This is a genomic window from Bradyrhizobium sp. WBOS07, from assembly GCF_024585165.1.
GTDB lineage: Bacteria > Pseudomonadota > Alphaproteobacteria > Rhizobiales > Xanthobacteraceae > Bradyrhizobium > Bradyrhizobium japonicum_B.
On record NZ_CP029008.1, the window covers coordinates 1,615,712 to 1,634,168 of the forward strand.

Below are 18,457 nucleotides of genomic sequence, written 5' to 3' on the forward strand. Positions count from 1 at the left end.
GGCGGCTTGATCACGGCATTTCGGTCGCGGGGAGGGTGATGGTGAAGGTCGAGCCCTGGCCGGGCCCGCCGCTGTCGGCGGTCACCTCGCCGCCATGCATGTCGATGATGCGCTTGACGATGGAGAGGCCGAGCCCGGTCGAGCTCTCGCCGGCGGTCGGCTTGGCCGACAGCCGCTGGAAGCGGCCGAACAGGCGGCCGAGATCCTCCGGCGACAGGCCGGCGCCCTCGTCGCTGACGCGCACGATGGTGTCGCCGCCCTCATGGCTGACGGCGACGTCGATCCTGCCGCCGATCGGCGAGTATTTGATGGCGTTGCTGATGAGGTTGTCGATCGCCTCGCGGATGCGGTCGGTGTCGCACATGGTGACGATGTTGGCCGGCGCGGTGACGCTGATCGCTTGCTGCTTGTTGACGGCGAGCGGCTGGTTGGCCTCGGCGACCTCCTTGACCAGTGCGGCAACGTCGACCGGCTCGCGGCGGATGGTGATGTCGAAGGCGTCGGCCATCGCGTCCGAAATGAGATGGTCGACCATCGTGGTCAGGCGCTTGGTGGCGTCGCGGATGTGGTCGACCTGGGCGACCACGCCGCTTTGCGAGGCGCCGGTCGAGATCAGCTCCTTCAGCATCTCGGTGCGGCCGAGGATGACGCCGAGCGGGTTCTTCAGGTCGTGGGCGACGGTGCCCAGGATCTCGTTCTTGAAGCCGTTGGCGCGCTGCAGCCGCAGCCATTGCGCCGAGAGGCGGCGGTTGGCCTGCATCAAGGCGCGCGTGCGCTGGGCGACGCGGTCCTCCAGCTGCGTGTTGGCGTCCTGCAGCTGCTGATACAGGATCACGTTGTCGAAGGCGATCGAGAGCCGGCTCGAGAAGATTTCGACCAGCGAGCGGTCGGTCTCGGACAGCTCGCGCTCGGCCTGCAGCAGCACCACCACCTCGCGGCCTGAGCCCGTGCGCAGATAGATCACGCTGCGATGGTCGGCAAATTCGTTCTTGCGGCGCTGGAACGCGGCTTCCACCATCGCCCGCAGATCGGGGTCGAGCGCTTTCGACGTGGTGGTGCCGATGAAGCGGCTGTAGCAGCCGCTGCCGGCGAGCACCGAGAGCTCGGGGTCGAGGCCGCCATTGTCGCGCAGCACCAAGATGCCGGCGCAGTCGACGTTGAGCAGCGAGGCGAGCTGGGTCAGCACGCCCTCGGCGAGCCGCTGCATCGACTTGAAGTCGTACAGCGTCGAGGCAGCGTCGATGATGATCTCCAGCCCGCGCCTTGTCTGCACCATACGCTCGAGCTGCTGATAGGAGCGCAGCGCCGCGGTCAGCGAGGTGAACAGCTTGTCGGCGGTGAGCTCGGTCTTGGCCTTGTAGTCGTTGATGTCGTACTGCACGATCACGCGCCGCTCGGGCGCCTGGCCGGGCTGGCCGGTGCGCAGGATGATGCGGACGGTCTCGTTCTTGATCTCGTTGCGGATGAACTCGACCAGCTCGAGGCCGGCGACGTCGGTCTCCATGATGACGTCGAGCAGCACGGCGGCGATGTCGCTGTGCTCGGCCATCAGCTTGCGGCCTTCCGCCGCGGAATAGGCCGACAGGATCTCCAGGCTCTGGCCGTTCAGGCTGTAATCCGACAGCGCGAAACGGGTGCCGTCATGTACCGCCGGATCGTCGTCGATGACGGCGATCTTCCATTTCCGGGCGTTGGCATCCTCCGATGCGGTACCGGTGTCGTCGATCAGGTGGAGGACATCGTCCTGTTCGGCCATTGAGAAGTCCCGTCAATTTCTGTGCTTTGCGCGCCGCCCTTGGCGATGCGGGGCATGATAATGCGAAAAGTAGTGCCTTGTCCCAGCTTGGATTCCAGCATCATGCGGCCGCCGAGCTGCTGGGTGACGAGGTTATAGACGATATGCAGGCCGAGACCCGTGCCGCCTTCATTGCGCCGGGTGGTAAAGAAAGGGTCAAAGGCCTGGCGCTGCACGTCCGGGGTCATGCCGGCCCCGTCATCGGTGAAGATGAGCTCGACATCGTCGGTGCCGCGCGGGCGCGCCGAGATCGTGATGGTGCCGGCGCGCCCGTCGGCGAAGGCGTGATTGGCGGCATTGAGGAACAAATTGGTCAGGATCTGGCCATAGGAGCCCGGATAGCCGTCGAGCAGCAGCCCCTCCGGCACGTCGACCTCCAGCGTGATCGGCGAGCGCTTCAAGACCGGGCGCAGGCTCGCGATGATCTGGTCGGTGGCCTCGCCGAGCGAGAATTGCCGCCGCTCGGCATGGGAGCGGTCGACCGCGACCTGCTTGAACGACTGGATCAGCTCGCCGGCGCGCTGGAGATTGGCGACCAGCTGCTGCGAGGCATCGCGCGAGGACTGCACGAATTCTTCCAGCTGCGAGCGGCGCAGGCCGCCCTCGCCCCTGAGCTGGGCCTCGAAGATCTCGGTGCGCCGGGCAAAGCTCGAGGCAACCGTCAGGCTGATGCCGATCGGGTTGTTGACCTCGTGCGCGACGCCGGCGACGAGGCCGCCGAGCGCCGCTAGCCGTTCGGCGTCGATCAGGTTCTGCTGCGCGGTGTTGAGCTCGAGCAGCGCGCTTTCGGCCTTTTCCTTGGAGGCACGCAGCTCGTCCTCGGTCCGGCGCTTGGCGATGGCGTTCTCGCGGAACACCTCCACCGCGCGCGCCATGGCCCCGACCTCGTCGCGCGCCTTGGTGCCCTGCACCTCGCGGTCGAGGTCGCCGAGCGTGATCGCGCGCATCGCGGTCATGATCTGCTGCAGCGGCAGCCGGATCGACAGCGCGATCATCACGCCGGCGGTGAGGATGATGCCGAGGAAGATCACCGCGATCGACAACACCCGCCGCGAAATATCCGCCAGCGTGCGGTCAAAGGTCGCCTGCGCCTTCTGCTCGCGCTGGCGCATCTTGGTGGAGAGGTCGTCGATGGCGCCGATCGCCTCGGCCTGGCTGGCGTCGATGCTGTTGCGCAGCAGCTCGGTGCGGTTCGCAAGCTGCTCGGAGAGCTTGGCGAAGCCCTCGCGCAGCGCGGCGGTGCGGGCCCCGAGCCGCTGCAGCGCCATGCGCTGGAGGTCGTTGTCGGCAAGATCGATCATCACGGGGATGGTCTTCTCGATCGTCTCGGTGTTGCGGCGCGCGTCGTCGGCCGCGCCCGTCGACAGCGACAGGTAATAGGAATTGGCGGCGACCAGCATCGCGGTGAAGGCCTCGCGGGATTTTCCCAGCGAGGGCCAGATCAGCGCATCGCGATGCCCGGTGGCGCCTTCGATGATGGAATAGAGGCCCGCCATGTCCCGGGCCGGGCCCTGCACCTGCTCCTCATAGGTCTTCGCGATGGTGGCCTGCAGGCCGCGCAGCTCGCCGAAGCCGTTGAGGAAGCGGTCGGTGGTGCGCTCCAGCTCCTCGACCGAGCCCGACAGCATCGGGTCCTTGGCGGCGCGATTGGACAACGTGCCCAGCACCGCCTCGCGCAGCAACAGGATCTCGGCGAACAGGTCCGGGCTCGGCTGGTTGATGTAGCGGTGGATCAGATTGTGCAGCCGTCCGGTCTCGCTTTCGAGCAGCGCCAGGATGCGGTCGGATTCGCGCACCTGGCGAACATCGTCCCAGGCCGAGCCCAGCACCTGCGCGCCGTTCCAGATCATCGCCACCAGCACCACCACCACAGCGGAGTTCAGCGCGGCGATCGACAGGATGCGCCAGCGGATCGGCACCGCCCGCAGCACCCCGACCAGGCGCGCGCGCATCCGCCCGATCGGGCCGGGCGACCGTTCCGCGTGCTCGTGATGTCCAAGCGCAGCCAACGCGGCTCACTCCACCTTGCGAATGCGTTCGATCAGCGCGGCCGCGGCGGCATCGCGGCCGGCCTTGGCGTAGATCGGGGCCATCGCGTCCTCGAACGGCTTGCGGTCGATATCCCTGATGATGGTGACGCCGGCTTGCTGCGCCTTGCGCTGCGACTGCTCCTCGAGATCGCGCCACTTTTCGCGCATGAACCGGCTGGAGCGCTGGGCGGCCTCCCGGAAAATCTTCCGGTCGTCCGGCGACAGGCTCTGCCAGGCCTTCAGCGAGATCACGAGGACCTCGGGGCTCATCGTGTGCTCGGTAAGGGTGTAGTGGCCGGCATGCTTGTAATGGTCCGTCGTCACGAAGGATGGCCAGTTGTTTTCCGCACCGTCGATCAGATGGTTGGCGAGCCCGGTCAGCACCTGCCCATAGGGCAGCTCGACCGGCTCGGCGCCCAGTGCGCGGACCATCTGGCTCATCAACTCCGACTGCTGCACCCGGATCCGCAATCCCCTGAGGTCCGCAAGAGTCTTAACCGGGCGAACTCCGTTATAGATCGACCGCGCGCCGGAATCGTAGAAGGCGAGCCCGACGAAGCCGTAGGGCTCGAAACTGTCGAGGATCTCGCTGCCGACGGGCCCGTCCAGCACCTTCTGCATGTGCTCGATGGACCGGAACAGGAACGGCATGGCGAGCACGTTCATCGCCGGAACGAAGTTGCCGATCAGCGCCACGTTGGTCCGGTTGAGGTCGATCGCACCGACCCGGGTCTGCTCGATGGTCTCCTTTTCCTCGCCGAGCTGGCGGGAGTGGAACACCTTGATCTCGTGGCGACCCTGGGTGCGCTCGGCGATCAGGGCGCCCATGTAGCGCAGCGCCTGGACGGTCGGGTAATCCTCGGCCTGGGTGTCGGCGGCGCGAAATTCGCGCGCAACGGCGCCCGTCGTCCAGACGGCAAGCAGCAGCGCGACGAAGATCACCCCGGTCCGCGAGAGTTCGGCACGGCTCAACACTGGCACACTCAACCCCTCAGTGGTGGAGTCTATGGCGGATGGAAAAGGTTCAATGCAATCTAGCAGATGGTCAAGGGAAGGCCATCCCGCGTGAGCCTGCAGACCGATTGTGCGGCGCGGCCGCCGTTCATTCCCGGTTGAAACCGGAGATGCCGCGCCTTAAGCAGGACGAGCCGCCTTGTCGCGCGGCCCGGGAAGAGCCTTCGTGATGCCAGCCTTGCGCGTTTTGCGAATCGCCGCCGCCGTTGCGGCGCTGTCATGGGCTGCCCCCGTGCGCGCCGCCACCGACATCGCCTGGTGGCACGCCATGTCCGGCGAGCTCGGCCGGCAGCTCGAAAAGCTCGCCACGGACTTTAACGCCTCGCAGTCCGACTACCGCATCGTGCCTGTCTACAAGGGCAATTACACCGAGACGGTGACGGCCGCGATCTTCGCCTTCCGCTCGCGCAGCCAGCCGGCGATCGTCCAGGTCAACGAGGTCGCCACCGCCACCATGACCGCGGCCAAGGGCGCGATCTACCCGGTGTTCAGCCTGATGCGGGACCAGAACGAGCCGTTCTCGCTCGCCGATTACCTGCCTGCGGTCTCCGGCTATTACACCGATGCGGCCGGCAATCTGTTGTCGTTCCCGTTCAATTCCTCGACGCCGATCCTCTACTACAACAAGACCATGTTCCGCGACGCCGGCCTCGATCCCGAGGCGCCGCCGAAGACCTGGCCTGCCTTGGGGCTGGCTGCAAAGCGCCTGCGCGACAAAGGCGCCGTATGCGGCTTCACCACGTCCTGGCCGTCCTGGATCCATGTCGAGAACTTCTCCGCCTTCCACAATCTGCCGGTGGCGAGCCGGGCCAACGGCTTTGCCGGGCTGGATGCGGAATTGACCATCAACAATCCCACCCTCGTGCGTCACGTTGCCCAGCTTGCGGAATGGCAGAAGACCAAGGTGTTCGACTATGGCGGCCGCGGACAAGCGGCCGAGCCGCGCTTCCAGAGCGGCGAATGCGGCATCTTCATCGGCTCCTCGGCGACGCGCGCCGACATCAAGGCAAATTCCAAGTTCGAGATCGGCTACGGCATGATGCCGTATTGGCCCGACGTGAAGGACGCGCCGCAGAACTCGATCATCGGCGGTGCCACGCTGTGGGTGCTGCGCGACCGGCCGCGCGAGGAATACAAGGGCGTTGCGCGCTTCTTCGCCTATCTGGCGCAGCCCGGCGTGCAGGCCGCCTGGCACCAGAACACCGGCTACCTGCCGATCACCCGCGCCGCGTTCGAGCTGACGCGGTCACAAGGTTTCTACGAGCGCAATCCGGGCTCGGCGATCTCGTTCGAGGAGATCACGCTGCATCCGCCGACGGAGAATTCGAAGGGCATCCGGCTCGGCTCCTTCGTGCTGATCCGCGGCGCGATCGAGGACGAGCTGGAGCAGGCCTTTGCCGGCCACAAGAGCGCGCAATCAGCCCTCGATTCCGCCGTCGAGCGCGGCAACAAGCTGCTCCGCCAGTTCGAGCGCGCAAGTCCGGAGCGGTAGCGTCTTTGCGCATGAGCCCGACCCTCGCCGCGAGCACGGTGCGCTCCCTCCCCCGCCTGCGGGGGAGGGCTGGGGAGAGGGTGTCTCCGCGACGGGACAATCCCCCAGAGGAGAAAACCCTCACCCGCGCCTTCGGCGCGACCTCTCCCGCAAGCGGGAGAGGTGCACCATTTCCTGGGCTGGCACTGCATCAAACAAAGCCGCCTCGCGCGAGTGAGTGCGAATGAGCTTTGCGCCGTCGCAACAACTTCCTCACTTCATCGACGCCGCAAGCTTCCGCGCCTTCCGCTCCGATGCATCGCAATGGTTGCCGATCGCGCTCGACATCGCCCGCAGCCACGGCCTCGATACCAGCGCGCCGCACGTGTTTGCGACCGGCACCAATCTCGTCGTTGGTCTCGGCGAGACGCTGATCCTGAAAATCTTCCCGTCGCTGCTTCGTGCCCAGTTCGTCTCGGAGCGCGGCTCGCTGTTGCAACTCGCCGGCCGCCTCCCGCTGCCGATTCCCGAGATCGTCGCGGAGGGGATGCGCGACGGCTGGCCCTACCTGATCATCACGCGGCTATCAGGCACGCTCGGTTCGGAGGTCTGGCCGCAGCTGGCGGAAGACCAGAAGGAGCGCGTGCTGCGCCAGATCGGCGAGACCATCGTGGCCGTCCAGCGCGTCCCGCTCGGACCGCTCGCACAGATTGAGCCGCGCTGGGACGACTTCATGCGCAGGCAAATGCAGGGCTGCCGTGCCAGGCACACCCGTCTCGGCCTTGCGCCAAAATTTCTCGCCGGGCTCGACGATCTCCTCCGCGATGCAGCAGAGCTGATCCCGATGGACGCGCCGCCGGTGATCCTGATCGGCGAATACATCCCGGAAAATTTCCTGCTCGCCTGCCATGACGATCAATGGTCGCTCAAGGGTCTGTTCGACTTCGGCGACGTGCTGGCGGGGTGGCGCGATTACGACCTGCTCGGCCCCAGCGCGTTCATGGCGGCGGGCCGGCCGGGCCGGGTGAAGAGCCTGCTCGAAGGCTTTGGCTATTCAAAACCGGATTTCACATTCAAGCGCCGGCTGATGGCCTTGATGCTGCTGCACCGGGCCAGCGATCTCAACAGCCAGATCTGCATCGAGGGCTGGCAGGAGCAGGCGGATGATCTGGTCGGGCTGCAGGAGCTGATCTGGCCGGGCTGATCACTCCGGGCGCTGCCGTCATTCCGGGCCGCCGCGAAGCGGCGAGCTATGGTGCGCAATTGCGCACCTGAGGATCCATTGTCCGGCGCGTGCTGCCGCCCGATGGATTCCGGGCTCGATGCTGCGCATCGCCCCGGAATGACAGCGATGGTGCCGCTGCAGCGATCGTTCTACGAAGGGCTATCCTGTGCCGCCTCGCGAACGAGCGGCCATCCCTTATTGCCTAATTTATAAGCAAATAAGGATCTTTGTATGCAATCACTGGCGTCGCCACGCCTCGCGGGTTTTGGCCTGATCGGAAAGATGTAGATATATCAATGCACTATGAGCTTGTAACACCTCGTTAAGCTCTGGCACGAACCTTGCGAATCCGGTTCCAACCAAAACCTTTGTGTTGGAGCATTTCATGAAGCGCCGCGATTTCCTCAAGTCCGTTTCCGGGTTGGCCGCCGGGGCGGCGCTTCCGGCCATGCCGTCCGTGATCTCCACCGCCTATGCCGACGCCCGCTCGGAGACGCTGCTGATCGTCTCGGAAGGCGGCCCCAACAATCTCGACATCCACGGCGTCGGCACCAACGTGCCCGGCTATGAGGTGTCCTGGAATTGCTACGACCGCCTGATCAGCCACGAGATGAAGAGCGGCCCCGGCGGCGTGCCCTATTACGACCGCGACAAGTTCAAGGGCGAGCTCGCCGAGGATTTCAAGATCGACGACATGTCGGTCACCTTCAAGCTGCGCAAGAACGCCAAATTCCACGACGGCGCGCCCGTCACCGCCAAGGACGTGAAGTGGTCGCTCGACCGCGCCGTCAGCGTCGGCGGCTTCCCCACCTTCCAGATGAGCGCGGGCTCGCTGACCAAGCCGGAGCAGTTCGTCGTGATCGACGACCACACGGTGCGGGTCGACTTCCTGAAGAAGGACAAGCTGACGATCCCCGATCTCGCCGTGATCGTGCCCTGCATCGTCAATTCCGAGCTGGTGAAGAAGCACGCCAGCGAGAAGGATCCCTGGGGTCTGGAATTCACCAAGCAGCAGACCGCGGGCTCCGGCGCCTACAAGGTGACGAAATGGACCGCCGGCACCGAAGTCATCATGGAGCGCAACGACGATTGGGTCTGCGGTCCGCTGCCGAAGATCAAGCGCGTGATCTGGCGCATGGTGCCGCAGGCCGGCAACCGCCGCGCGCTGCTGGAGCGCGGCGATGCCGATATCTCCTACGAGCTGCCCAACAAGGACTTTCAGGAGATGAAGGCCAACGGCAAGCTCAACGTGGTGTCGCTGCCGTTCTCCAACGGCATCCAATATATCGGCATGAACGTCACCAAGCCGCCCTTCGACAATCCGAAGGTGCGCCAGGCCGTGGCCTACGCGCTGCCCTATCAGAAGATCATGGACGCGGTGATGTTCGGCCTCGCCAACCCGATGTTCGGGGCGCCCAAGGACAAGCCGACCGAAGTGGCCTGGCCGCAGCCGCACAAGTTCAACACCGACATGGAGAAGGCGAAGGCGCTGCTGACGGAAGCCGGCTACGCCAACGGTTTCGAGACCACGATCTCGTTCGATCTCAACTTCGCCGGCGTCAACGAGCCGCTCTGCGTGCTGGTGCAGGAATCTCTGGCGCAGATCGGCATCAAGACCACCATCAACAAGGTGCCCGGCGCCAACTGGCGCACCGAATTGAACAAGAAGGAGATGCCGCTCTTCACCAACGTGTTCTCGGGCTGGCTCGATTACCCCGAATACTTCTTCTACTGGTGCTATCACGGCAACAATTCCGTCTTCAACACCATGAGCTACAAGTCGGCGGAGATGGACAAGCTGATCGACGGCGCGCGCACGGCGGCCGCGGCCGGAGACAAGGCGGCCTACGACAAGGACGTGAAGGGTTTCGTCGATCTGGCCTTCACCGACATCCCGCGCATTCCGCTCTATCAGCCCTTCGTCAACGTCGCGATGCAGAAGAACATCAGCGGCTACCAATACTGGTTCCACCGCAGGCTCGATTATCGCGCGATGGCGAAGGGGTGAGGGGGCATGGGTGAGCTGAGCACAGCTCTCTCTTACCCTCTCCCCTTGTGGGAGAGGGTGGCTCGCCGCGTAGCGGCGAGACGGGTGAGGGGTAGCCACGAACTCAGACCTCGCTTGCGGCTACCCCTCACCCCAACCCTCTCCCACAAGGGGAGAGGGGGCGCAGTGGAGTGCGGGGCGAAATCTCATTCCCACATCAGGAGCATCCCATGCTGACCATGATCGGCAAGCGCCTGATGTTCGCGATTCCCTCGCTGATCGGGGTCGTCATCGTCACCTTCCTGCTGACGCGCGCGCTGCCCGGCGATCCCGCCGCCTACTTCGCCGGCCCCGCCGCGACCAAGGAGGCCGTCGAGCAGATCCGCAAGAAGCTCGGTCTCGACAGGCCGCTGATCGAGCAGTTCTTCCGCTACACCAACGATCTCGCCCATGGCGACTTCGGCAGCTCACTCACCACGGGACAGCCGGTCGCGGCCGAGATCCGCAACCGTCTGCCGGCCTCCGCTGAGCTGACGCTGCTCGGCCTGATCGTCTCGGTCGTGATCGCGATTCCGCTCGGCGTGTTGGCAGCGACGCGGCCGGGATCTTGGATCGATCATCTCTGCCGGGTCACGACGACGGCAGGCGTCTCGCTGCCGGTGTTCTTCACCGGCCTCGTGCTGGTCTACGTGTTCTATTTTCGGCTGGGCTGGTCGCCGGCGCCGCTCGGCCGTCTCGACGTGTTCTACAGCGCGCCGCCGACGGTGACCGGCATCTATCTGATCGACACCTTGATCGCGCGCGACCTCGAAGCGTTCCGTTCGGCGCTGAGCCAGCTCATCCTGCCCGCGACGACGCTTGCGATCTTCTCGCTGGCGCCGATCGCGCGCATGACGCGTGCCTCGATGCTGGCGGTGCTGGCATCCGAATTCGTCCGCACCGCGCGCGCCAGCGGGCTGTCGCCGGCGACCGTGATCGTCACCTACGCCTTCCGCAACGCGATGCTGCCCGTCATCACCACGCTCAGCATGGTGTTCTCGTTCCTGCTCGGCGCCAACGTGCTGGTGGAAAAAGTGTTCGCCTGGCCCGGCATCGGCTCTTACGCCGTGGAAGCCCTGATCGCGTCGGACTTCGCGCCGGTCCAAGGCTTCGTGCTGACCATGGCGGTGATGTACGTGCTGCTCAATCTCGTGATCGACATTTTGTACGGCGTGATCGATCCGCGCGTGCGGTTGGAGGGCTGAACCATGACCATCGCGCCCAGTGCGAGTCGTGTGGACGGTGCGCTCCCTCCCCCGCTTGCGGGGGAGGGTTGGGGAGAGGGTGTCTCCTCGGTCGAGAACCCCCAAGAGGAGAGAGCCCTCACCCGCGCCTTCGGCGCGACCTCTCCCGCAAGCGGGAGAGGTGAAGCCAACTCCAAGCTCGCCACCCGAAGTCATGAAGCTCCAGGAGTAAATCCATGAGCTCCGTTGCGCCTGCTGTCGAACCTGTCGGTCCCGCCCGCACGTCCGGGCTGTTGGCGATCCTCGACCAGACCCGCTACGTTCTCGGCGAGAACAAGGTCACGGGCTTTGCTTTCGCGCTCCTGATCCTGATCCTCCTGGCCGCGATCTTCGGCCCTTACGTGGTGCCCTACGATCCGCTCGCCTCGGACACCGCCGCGGCGCTGAAGCCGCCGTCGGCGGCGCATTGGTTCGGCACCGACCAGCTCGGGCGCGACATCTTCAGCCGCGTCATCGTGGCGACGCGGCTCGACACCTTCATCGCGGTCGCCTCGGTCGCGCTGGTGTTCCTGATGGGCGGCCTCGCCGGCATCGCGGCCGGTTACTTCGGCGGCTGGACCGATCGCGTCGTCGGCCGCATCGCCGACACCATCATGGCCTTTCCGCTGTTCGTGCTCGCCATGGGCATCGTCGCCGCGCTCGGCAACACCGTGCAGAACATCATCCTGGCGACCGCCATCGTGAACTTCCCGCTCTATGCCCGCGTCGCCCGCGCCGAGGCCAATGTCCGCCGCAACGCCGGCTTCGTGCAGGCCGCGCGCCTCTCCGGCAACGGCGAATTCCGCATCCTGCTGGTGCACATTCTGCCCAACATCATGCCGATCATGATCGTGCAGATGTCGCTGACCATGGGCTACGCCATCCTCAACGCCGCCGGCCTATCCTTCATCGGCCTCGGCGTGCGCCCGCCGACCGCCGAATGGGGCATCATGGTCGCCGAAGGCGCCGGCTTCATGGTGTCAGGCGAATGGTGGATCGCGCTCTTTCCCGGCCTTGCCCTGATGATCGCCGTGTTCTGCTTCAACCTCCTCGGCGACGGCCTGCGCGACATCGTCGATCCCCAGCGGAGGACGTGATGGCAAATTTCCGCCAGAAATTCCTCAACGATTCCAACGCCATTCTACTGTGCATGGGGTTGTTTTCGCACTTTTTGAGTGACGGCAGGCCTGCATGACCGCCCAGCCCCTGCTCGACGTCCAGGACCTCACGGTCGAATTCACCACCCGCCGCGGCATCGTCAAAGCCGTGCAGCACGTCAACATTTCCGTCGCCAAGGGCGAGACGCTCGCCATCGTCGGCGAGTCCGGCTCCGGCAAATCGGTGACGTCCTATGCGGTGATGCGCATCCTCGACCGTGCCGGGCGGATCGCCGAGGGTTCGGTGATGTTCTCCGGCATCGACGTCAAGGCGGCGAGCGAAGACCAGATGCGCGACCTGCGCGGCCGCGAAGTCTCGATGATCTTCCAGAACCCGCGCGCCGCGCTCAACCCGATCCGGAAAGTGGGCGATCAGATCGAGGACGTGCTGCGCACCCATGTGCAGCAGGCCCAAGTCGCCGATCGCGGCGAGAAGGCAATCGAGGCGCTGGAGCAGGTCAAGATCGCCCGCCCGCGCGAACGCTATCACGCCTATCCGTTCGAGCTCTCGGGGGGGATGTGCCAGCGCGTCGTCATCGCGCTCGCGCTCGCCTGCAATCCGCAGCTCCTGATCGCGGACGAGCCGACCACCGGCCTTGACGTCACCACCCAGAAGGCGGTGATGGATCTGATCGTCGAGCTGACCAAACGCCGCGCGATGTCGACCATCCTGATCACCCACGATCTCGGCCTCGCCGCCGCCTATTGCGACCGCGTCGTCGTGATGGAGAAGGGCCGCGTGGTCGAGACCGCCAAGGCCGCCGACATCTTCGCCAACCCGCAGCACCCCTACACCAAGAAGCTGATGCGCGCGACGCCGCGGCTGGGGGTGAGCTTGCGGGACTTGCTGCCGGAAGAGGAGAGCGCCGCCTTCGCCTCTCCCCGCGCGCGGGGAGAGGCCGACACGCTCGAGAGCGCACTTGCGCCCCGGAGCGTGGCGGGTGAGGGGGGCTCTCCCAGCACCGTGCTCGCGGAGAGTCCCCCTCACCCCGACCGTCTCCCCGCAAGCGGGGCGAGGGAGCAGACGCCCCTCCTTCTCGTCGATAAGCTCGTCAAGGAATATCCCCGCCAGGGCGCCACCGCCGTGCTCGGCAAGCTGTTCGGCCGCAAGCCTGCTGTGGAGCCGGACATGTTCCGCGCCGTCGACGGCATCAGCTTTGCGATCGGCCATGGCGAGAGCGTCGGGCTGGTCGGCGAATCCGGCTGCGGCAAATCGACGACGTCGATGATGGTGATGCGGCTACTGGACCAGACCTCCGGCCTGATCCAGTTCGACGGCGAGGACATCTCCGGCATCGTACCATCCGCCTTCGCCCGCCTGCCGCAGCGCAGCCGCATCCAGATGGTGTTCCAGGATCCGACCGACAGCCTCAACCCGCGCTTCACCGCCGCCCGCGCCATTGCGGACCCGATCATGCAACTCGGCGACGTCAGGGGACGCGACGCGCTGCGCGCCCGCTGCGAGGAACTGGCCACCATGGTCGGCCTGCCGCACAATCTGCTCGACCGCTTCCCGCACCAATTGTCCGGCGGCCAGAAGGCCCGCGTCGGCATCGCCCGCGCCATCGCGCTGCATCCAAAGCTCGTCATCCTGGACGAGCCGACCGCGGCGCTGGACGTTTCGGTTCAGGCCGTTGTGCTGAATCTGCTTCAGGACCTGAAGCAGCGGTTAGGTATGAGCTACCTGTTCGTCTCGCATGATTTGAATGTGGTGCGCTTGCTGTGCGATCGTGTCATTGTGATGCGGACGGGGCGGATCGTCGAAGAGGGCTCTTCCGAGCAGGTCCTGAGCGATCCGCAGGACGACTACACCAAGGAACTGCTGATGGCGATCCCGCATCCGCCGTTGCAAGTTCACTGAGAGTGCATTGAGAGATTGTTTGGGAGCGTGATGGCCGAGCCGCTGGACGACTACATCGACGCATTATCGAAAGCGCTGGCGCTGCCGGTCGAGGAAGCCTGGAGGCCCGCGGTGCGTGCCAACCTCGAAGTCTCGCTGCGGCTTGGCCGCATGGTCGACGAATTCGCGCTGCCGGACGAGACCGAGCCGGCGCCGATCTTCACCGCGTGATGCTGCCATGACCGGCAAGCCAGAGATGACGGCCGCCGAGATCGCGGGCGCGGTTGCGGCCCGCAAAATGTCCGCGCTCGATGCCGTCGAAGCCGCGCTCGCGCGGATCAAGCAGCATGACGGCATCCTCAATTCCTTCACCGACGTCACCGCCGATCGCGCCCGCGCCAAGGCACGCGCGATCGACGCCGACATCGCCGCGGGCAAGGAGGTCGGCCCGCTCGCCGGCGTTCCCTTCGCCGTGAAGAATCTGTTCGACGTCGCAGGGCTTCCGACGCGCGCCGGCTCGAAGATCAACCGCGATCTCGCTCCCGCCAGCCGCGACGCCACGCTGATCGAGCGCATGGAAGCGGCCGGTGCCGTGCTCGTCGGCGCGCTCAACATGGGCGAATACGCCTACGATTTCACCGGCGAGAACGTCCATGACGGTCCCTCGCGCAATCCGCACGACACGACGCGGATGACCGGTGGCTCCTCCGGCGGCTCGGGCAGCGCCGTCGGCGGCGCGCTGGTGCCGATCGCGCTCGGCTCGGACACCAACGGCTCGATCCGGGTGCCGTCGTCATTCTGCGGCATCTTCGGCTTAAAGCCGACCTATGGTCGGCTGTCGCGGGCGCGCTCGTTCCCGTTCGTCGCGAGCCTCGATCATCTCGGCCCGTTCGCACGCTCCGTCACCGATCTCGCGCTCGCCTATGACGTGATGCAGGGCCCGGATCCGGCGGACAGCGCCTGCACCACGCGCGGTCTGGAGCCCACGCTGCCGCTGATCGCCAATCCGGTGTCGGATCTGCGCATTGCGATTGCCGGCGGCTACTTCCAGAAGAACGTGTTTCCGGAAGTCGTCGAAGCGGTCAGCCGCGTCGCCAAGGCGCTCGGCGCAACTGAGGTCGTGGACGTGCCCGAGGCCGCCCGTGCCCGCGCGGCGGCCTATGTCATCACCACGACCGAAGGCGCATCGCTGCATCTCGATCGCCTGCGCAGGCGCCCGAACGATTTCGATCCGGCGGTGCGCGACCGGCTGATCGCGGGCGCCATGGTGCCGGCGCCGCTGGTCGACCGCGCCCAGAAATTCCGCCGCTGGTATCGCGCGCAGCTCGCGGACATCTTCAAGTCGGTCGACGTGCTGCTGGCGCCGGCGACGCCCTGCACGGCCCCGAAGCTCGGCCAGGTGAACTTCAATCTCGACGGAGTCGAGCTGCCGGTGCGCGCCAATATCGGCATTCACACCCAGCCGATCTCGTTCATCGGCCTCCCGGTGGTGGCGGTCCCGGTGCCGCTCGAGCCGTTGCCGATCGGCGTGCAGATCATCGCCGCGCCCTGGCGTGAGGACATTGCGCTCCGCGTCGCCTACGCCTTGGAAAAGATGGGCGTGGTCGCCGCGCCGTCGCCGAGAGGAATCTGAGATGGAGATCGATCTCCCCGAGGTCATCGCGGAAGTCAAAGCAGCGTTCGATCGTTATGAGCAGGCCCTCGTCAGCAACGACGTCGCCGTGCTCGGCGAGCTCTTCCGCAACGATCCCCGCACCTTGCGCTACGGCATCGGCGAGAACCTCTATGGCCATGCGGCGATCAGCGGCTTCCGCGCCGCCCGCTCGCCCGTCGGCTTGAACCGCCGCACCGCCAGGACGGTCATTACCAGCTACGGCCGCGACACCGCGGTGGCCTCCACCCTGTTCTATCGCGACACCGCGCCCGGCAAGGTCGGCCGGCAGATGCAGACCTGGATTCGCTTCCCCGAGGGCTGGCGCGTGGTCGCCGCCCATGTCAGCGTCATCGACGAGCCGAAAGAGACCGCATGACGCTCGACGATCTTCCGCAGGGGACAGCGCCGGCCGAGCCGGTGGTGCCTCGCGTCGACCGGGCGCGGCCCAGCGTGCACAAGGTCACGCGCGCCGAGGAGCTGCGACTGCAGCTCGCCGACGAGATAGTGCGCGGCGCTCTTGCGCCCGGTGCGCCGCTGGACGAGACCGACGTCGCGCGCCGCTTCAACGTCTCGCGGACGCCGGTGCGCGAGGCGCTGCGTCAGCTCGTGGCAAGCGGTCTCGTCGAGGCGCGCGCCCATCGCGGCGCGGTGGTGGCGCAGCCCTCGATCGAGCGGCTGACGAGCATGTTCGAGGCGATGGCCGAGCTCGAGGCGCTGTGCGCCGGCCTTGCCGCCGAGCGCATGGCAGCTAGCGAGCGCCATGGCCTCGAGGCCATCCACGAAGAGCTGCGGGTGCTGAGCTACACCGGCAACCCGGATCGCTTTCACGAGGTGAACGAACGCTTCCACAACGCGATCTATGCCGGTTCGCAGAACGGCTACATCGCCGAGATTACGCTCGCCACCCGCGTCCGCGTGCAGCCGTTCCGCCGCGCCCAGTTCCGCAACCTCGGCCGGTTGGCGAAATCGCATGCCGAGCACGACCGTGTCGTCGTCGCCATCATGCGCGGCGACAAGCAGGGCGCGGCCGCCGCGATGCGCGCGCATATCGAGCTGGTGCGCGGGGAGTACGAGATCTACGCGGTGTCGGTGTAGGCGCGCGCGCGGTGCCGTAGGACGCGGTGCCGTAGGGTGGGCAAAGCGAAGCGTGCCCACGATCTGGTGAAGGTGGGCACGGCGCGCAAAGAGCACGCCTTTGCCCACCCTACGACACCTACGCCTTGTTGGCCTCCTTCATATACGCGCGCCATCCTCCAAACGCCGTGATATCGCGCGCATCGCCCAGCACCTCGGGCTCGACCAGAAATCCCTTCACAATGCGGCCATCGGCAAGCCGCAGCGTGCCGATCGCCATCGGCGACGGAATCGCGTTGACGAATTGGCCGAAGGCGGCTGGCGACAGCGACCAGATCTCAAGCTCGATCGCCGCGCCCGTGCCGGCGGCGACGCGCAACATGCCGGGCTTCGGCGGCGTGGTCTTGAGCGCGTAGAGCTTGTAATCGGGCGCAGTCCTGGTTGCCTCGATCAGGCGTCCGTCCAGCGCTTTCAACTCGCCATTCAGCACCATGCCGGACAGATGCGCGCCGACCACGGCGATCGGGATGTCGTCGCTGCGGCCTGCGGGCAGCGGCGCGAGCGGTGCCTGCCCCGCACCCTTGGCGCCGAGACCGAGCTTGGTATCCGCATGGAAGACGCGGCCGATGCTCACGAGCAGCGCGTCATGCCCCGCGGGGGCGAGCAGCGTGATGCCGAACGGAATGCCGTCGCTGCGCATCGATGCCGGCAGCGCCAGGCCGCAGAGATCGAGCAGATTGACGAAATTGGTGTAGGTGCCGAGCCGGCTGTTGAGCTCGATCGGATTGGCGAGCACCTGCGCGGTCGTGTAGGCCGTCGGCGCCGTCGGCAGCACCAGCGCGTCAATATTGGCAAACGTGCGCTCGGCGATCCTGCGCAGGCCTTGCAGGCGGTACAGCGCGGAGAAGGTTTCAGCCGCCGTCAGCCGCGCGCCGGCCGCGGTGATCTCGCGGGTCACGGGATGAATCGCATCGGGCGCCGAGGCGAGCAGATCCTTGATCACGAGGTAGCGCTCGGCGACCCAAGGGCCCTCATAGAGCAGCCGCGCCGTCTCGTAGAACGGCTCGAGGTCGAACTCCACCAGCGTTGCGCCGAGCGCGGTCCAGCGCCTCAGCGCCTCGGCGTAGGCAGTCTCGGCATCCTTGTCGCCGAAGAAGATCAGCTGTCCGTTGCGCGGCACGCCGAGGCGCAGATCTGCCGGGAGCGGCGTCATCGCGCCAAGCGGCCGGTCGCGCGAGAACGGATCGGCCGGGTCCGGTCCCGCCATCACGGACAGCGCCAGCGCCGCGTCGTCGACGGTCAGCGCGAACACCGAGATGCAGTCGAGCGTGCGGCAGGCCGGTACCAGGCCGGCATTCGAGATCATGCCGAGGCTCGGCTTCAGCCCGACGATGTTGTTGAGCATCGCCGGCACGCGCCCCGAGCCGGCAGTGTCGGTGCCGAGCGCGAGCGGCACGAGGCCGGCGCCAACCGCCACGGCCGAGCCGGAGCTCGAACCGCCGGGAATGAGATCGTTACGGATCGAATTCCGGGGAATGCCGTAAGGCGAGCGTACGCCGACGAGGCCGGTCGCGAACTGGTCGAGATTGGTCTTGCCGATGATGATGGCACCGGCAGCGCGCAGGCGCTCGACGGCAGTCGAGTCGTGCGTGGGTGTGTAGGAGAAAGCCGGGCAGGCTGCGGTTGTAGGAAATCCCAGCGCGTCGATATTGTCCTTCACCGCGACCGGCACGCCGTACAGCGGCAGGCCGGCGGCGTCCGCGCGCGCGGCGAGCCTCTCGGCCTCCGCGACCGCATCCTTCTCGTCACGCAGGCCGATGAAGATGGCGGGATCGCCGTGATCGCGGATGCGCTGATAGGTCCGCGCGACCGTCTCTGCCGGCGTCAGCGTGCCGGCGCGATGCGCGGCCACAATCGCGGCAATCGTTTCAGGCTGCTCAGCCCCCAT

The 18,457-nt window shown here is 66.3% G+C and carries 14 protein-coding genes; 10 read left to right on the forward strand and 4 right to left on the reverse strand.

Annotation, left to right across the window (positions count from 1 at the left end; all coding sequences use genetic code 11):
- Positions 1 to 10 precede the first annotated feature (10 nt).
- The 3 genes from DCM79_RS07545 to DCM79_RS07555 all read right to left on the reverse strand — a co-directional run bounded on the left by DCM79_RS07545 (position 11) and on the right by DCM79_RS07555 (position 4,806).
- Positions 11 to 1,756: a DUF3369 domain-containing protein gene (locus DCM79_RS07545; protein WP_257179341.1), complete on the reverse strand. Its 1,746-nt coding sequence runs from the start codon at positions 1,754 to 1,756 to the stop codon at positions 11 to 13.
- The gene (locus DCM79_RS07550) at positions 1,726 to 3,747 is read right to left on the reverse strand and encodes an ATP-binding protein (RefSeq protein WP_257180715.1); all 2,022 of its coding nucleotides are present in this window, start codon (positions 3,745 to 3,747) and stop codon (positions 1,726 to 1,728) included. The genes DCM79_RS07545 and DCM79_RS07550 overlap by 31 nt, the downstream gene beginning before the upstream one ends.
- Positions 3,748 to 3,810: 63 nt before the next feature.
- Positions 3,811 to 4,806 (reverse strand): TRAP transporter substrate-binding protein, encoded by a 996-nt coding sequence (locus tag DCM79_RS07555; RefSeq protein ID WP_257179342.1) that lies wholly within the window; start codon positions 4,804 to 4,806, stop codon positions 3,811 to 3,813.
- A 202-nt stretch (positions 4,807 to 5,008) separates the two neighbouring features.
- Between DCM79_RS07555 and ugpB the strand changes: the two genes are divergently transcribed.
- From ugpB to DCM79_RS07605, 10 genes are all read left to right on the forward strand, one after another.
- A complete protein-coding gene (ugpB, locus tag DCM79_RS07560; protein WP_257179344.1) occupies positions 5,009 to 6,331 on the forward strand; it encodes a sn-glycerol-3-phosphate ABC transporter substrate-binding protein UgpB in 1,323 nt (440 codons plus the stop codon).
- A gap of 223 nt (positions 6,332 to 6,554) precedes the next feature.
- Positions 6,555 to 7,514 (forward strand): phosphotransferase, encoded by a 960-nt coding sequence (locus tag DCM79_RS07565; protein ID WP_257179345.1) that lies wholly within the window; start codon positions 6,555 to 6,557, stop codon positions 7,512 to 7,514.
- Between the two features lie 406 nt (positions 7,515 to 7,920).
- Positions 7,921 to 9,543, forward strand: coding sequence for an ABC transporter substrate-binding protein (locus DCM79_RS07570; RefSeq protein WP_257179346.1), 1,623 nt, complete (start codon positions 7,921 to 7,923; stop codon positions 9,541 to 9,543).
- A 209-nt stretch (positions 9,544 to 9,752) separates the two neighbouring features.
- Positions 9,753 to 10,766, forward strand: coding sequence for an ABC transporter permease (locus tag DCM79_RS07575; protein WP_257179347.1), 1,014 nt, complete (start codon positions 9,753 to 9,755; stop codon positions 10,764 to 10,766).
- 215 nt (positions 10,767 to 10,981) lie between these two features.
- Positions 10,982 to 11,881, forward strand: coding sequence for an ABC transporter permease (locus tag DCM79_RS07580; RefSeq protein ID WP_257179348.1), 900 nt, complete (start codon positions 10,982 to 10,984; stop codon positions 11,879 to 11,881).
- 94 nt (positions 11,882 to 11,975) lie between these two features.
- A complete protein-coding gene (locus DCM79_RS07585; protein WP_257179349.1) occupies positions 11,976 to 13,802 on the forward strand; it encodes an ABC transporter ATP-binding protein in 1,827 nt (608 codons plus the stop codon).
- Between the two features lie 30 nt (positions 13,803 to 13,832).
- Complete coding sequence (locus DCM79_RS07590) at positions 13,833 to 14,012, forward strand: DUF4089 domain-containing protein (RefSeq protein ID WP_194404923.1); 180 nt, start codon at positions 13,833 to 13,835, stop codon at positions 14,010 to 14,012.
- A gap of 7 nt (positions 14,013 to 14,019) precedes the next feature.
- Positions 14,020 to 15,414 carry an AtzE family amidohydrolase gene (locus tag DCM79_RS07595; protein WP_257179350.1) on the forward strand — a complete coding sequence of 465 codons (1,395 nt, stop codon included), beginning with the start codon at positions 14,020 to 14,022 and terminating at the stop codon, positions 15,412 to 15,414.
- Between the two features lies 1 nt (position 15,415).
- Entirely contained in the window at positions 15,416 to 15,811 is a 396-nt protein-coding gene (gene hpxZ / locus DCM79_RS07600; protein WP_257179351.1) for an oxalurate catabolism protein HpxZ, read from the forward strand.
- Positions 15,808 to 16,530, forward strand: coding sequence for a GntR family transcriptional regulator (locus DCM79_RS07605; protein WP_257179352.1), 723 nt, complete (start codon positions 15,808 to 15,810; stop codon positions 16,528 to 16,530). Before hpxZ ends, DCM79_RS07605 begins: the two co-directional genes overlap by 4 nt.
- A 118-nt stretch (positions 16,531 to 16,648) precedes the next feature.
- On the opposite strand, the gene atzF is transcribed toward DCM79_RS07605, so the two are convergent.
- Positions 16,649 to 18,457, reverse strand: coding sequence for an allophanate hydrolase (gene atzF, locus DCM79_RS07610; protein ID WP_257179353.1), 1,809 nt, complete (start codon positions 18,455 to 18,457; stop codon positions 16,649 to 16,651).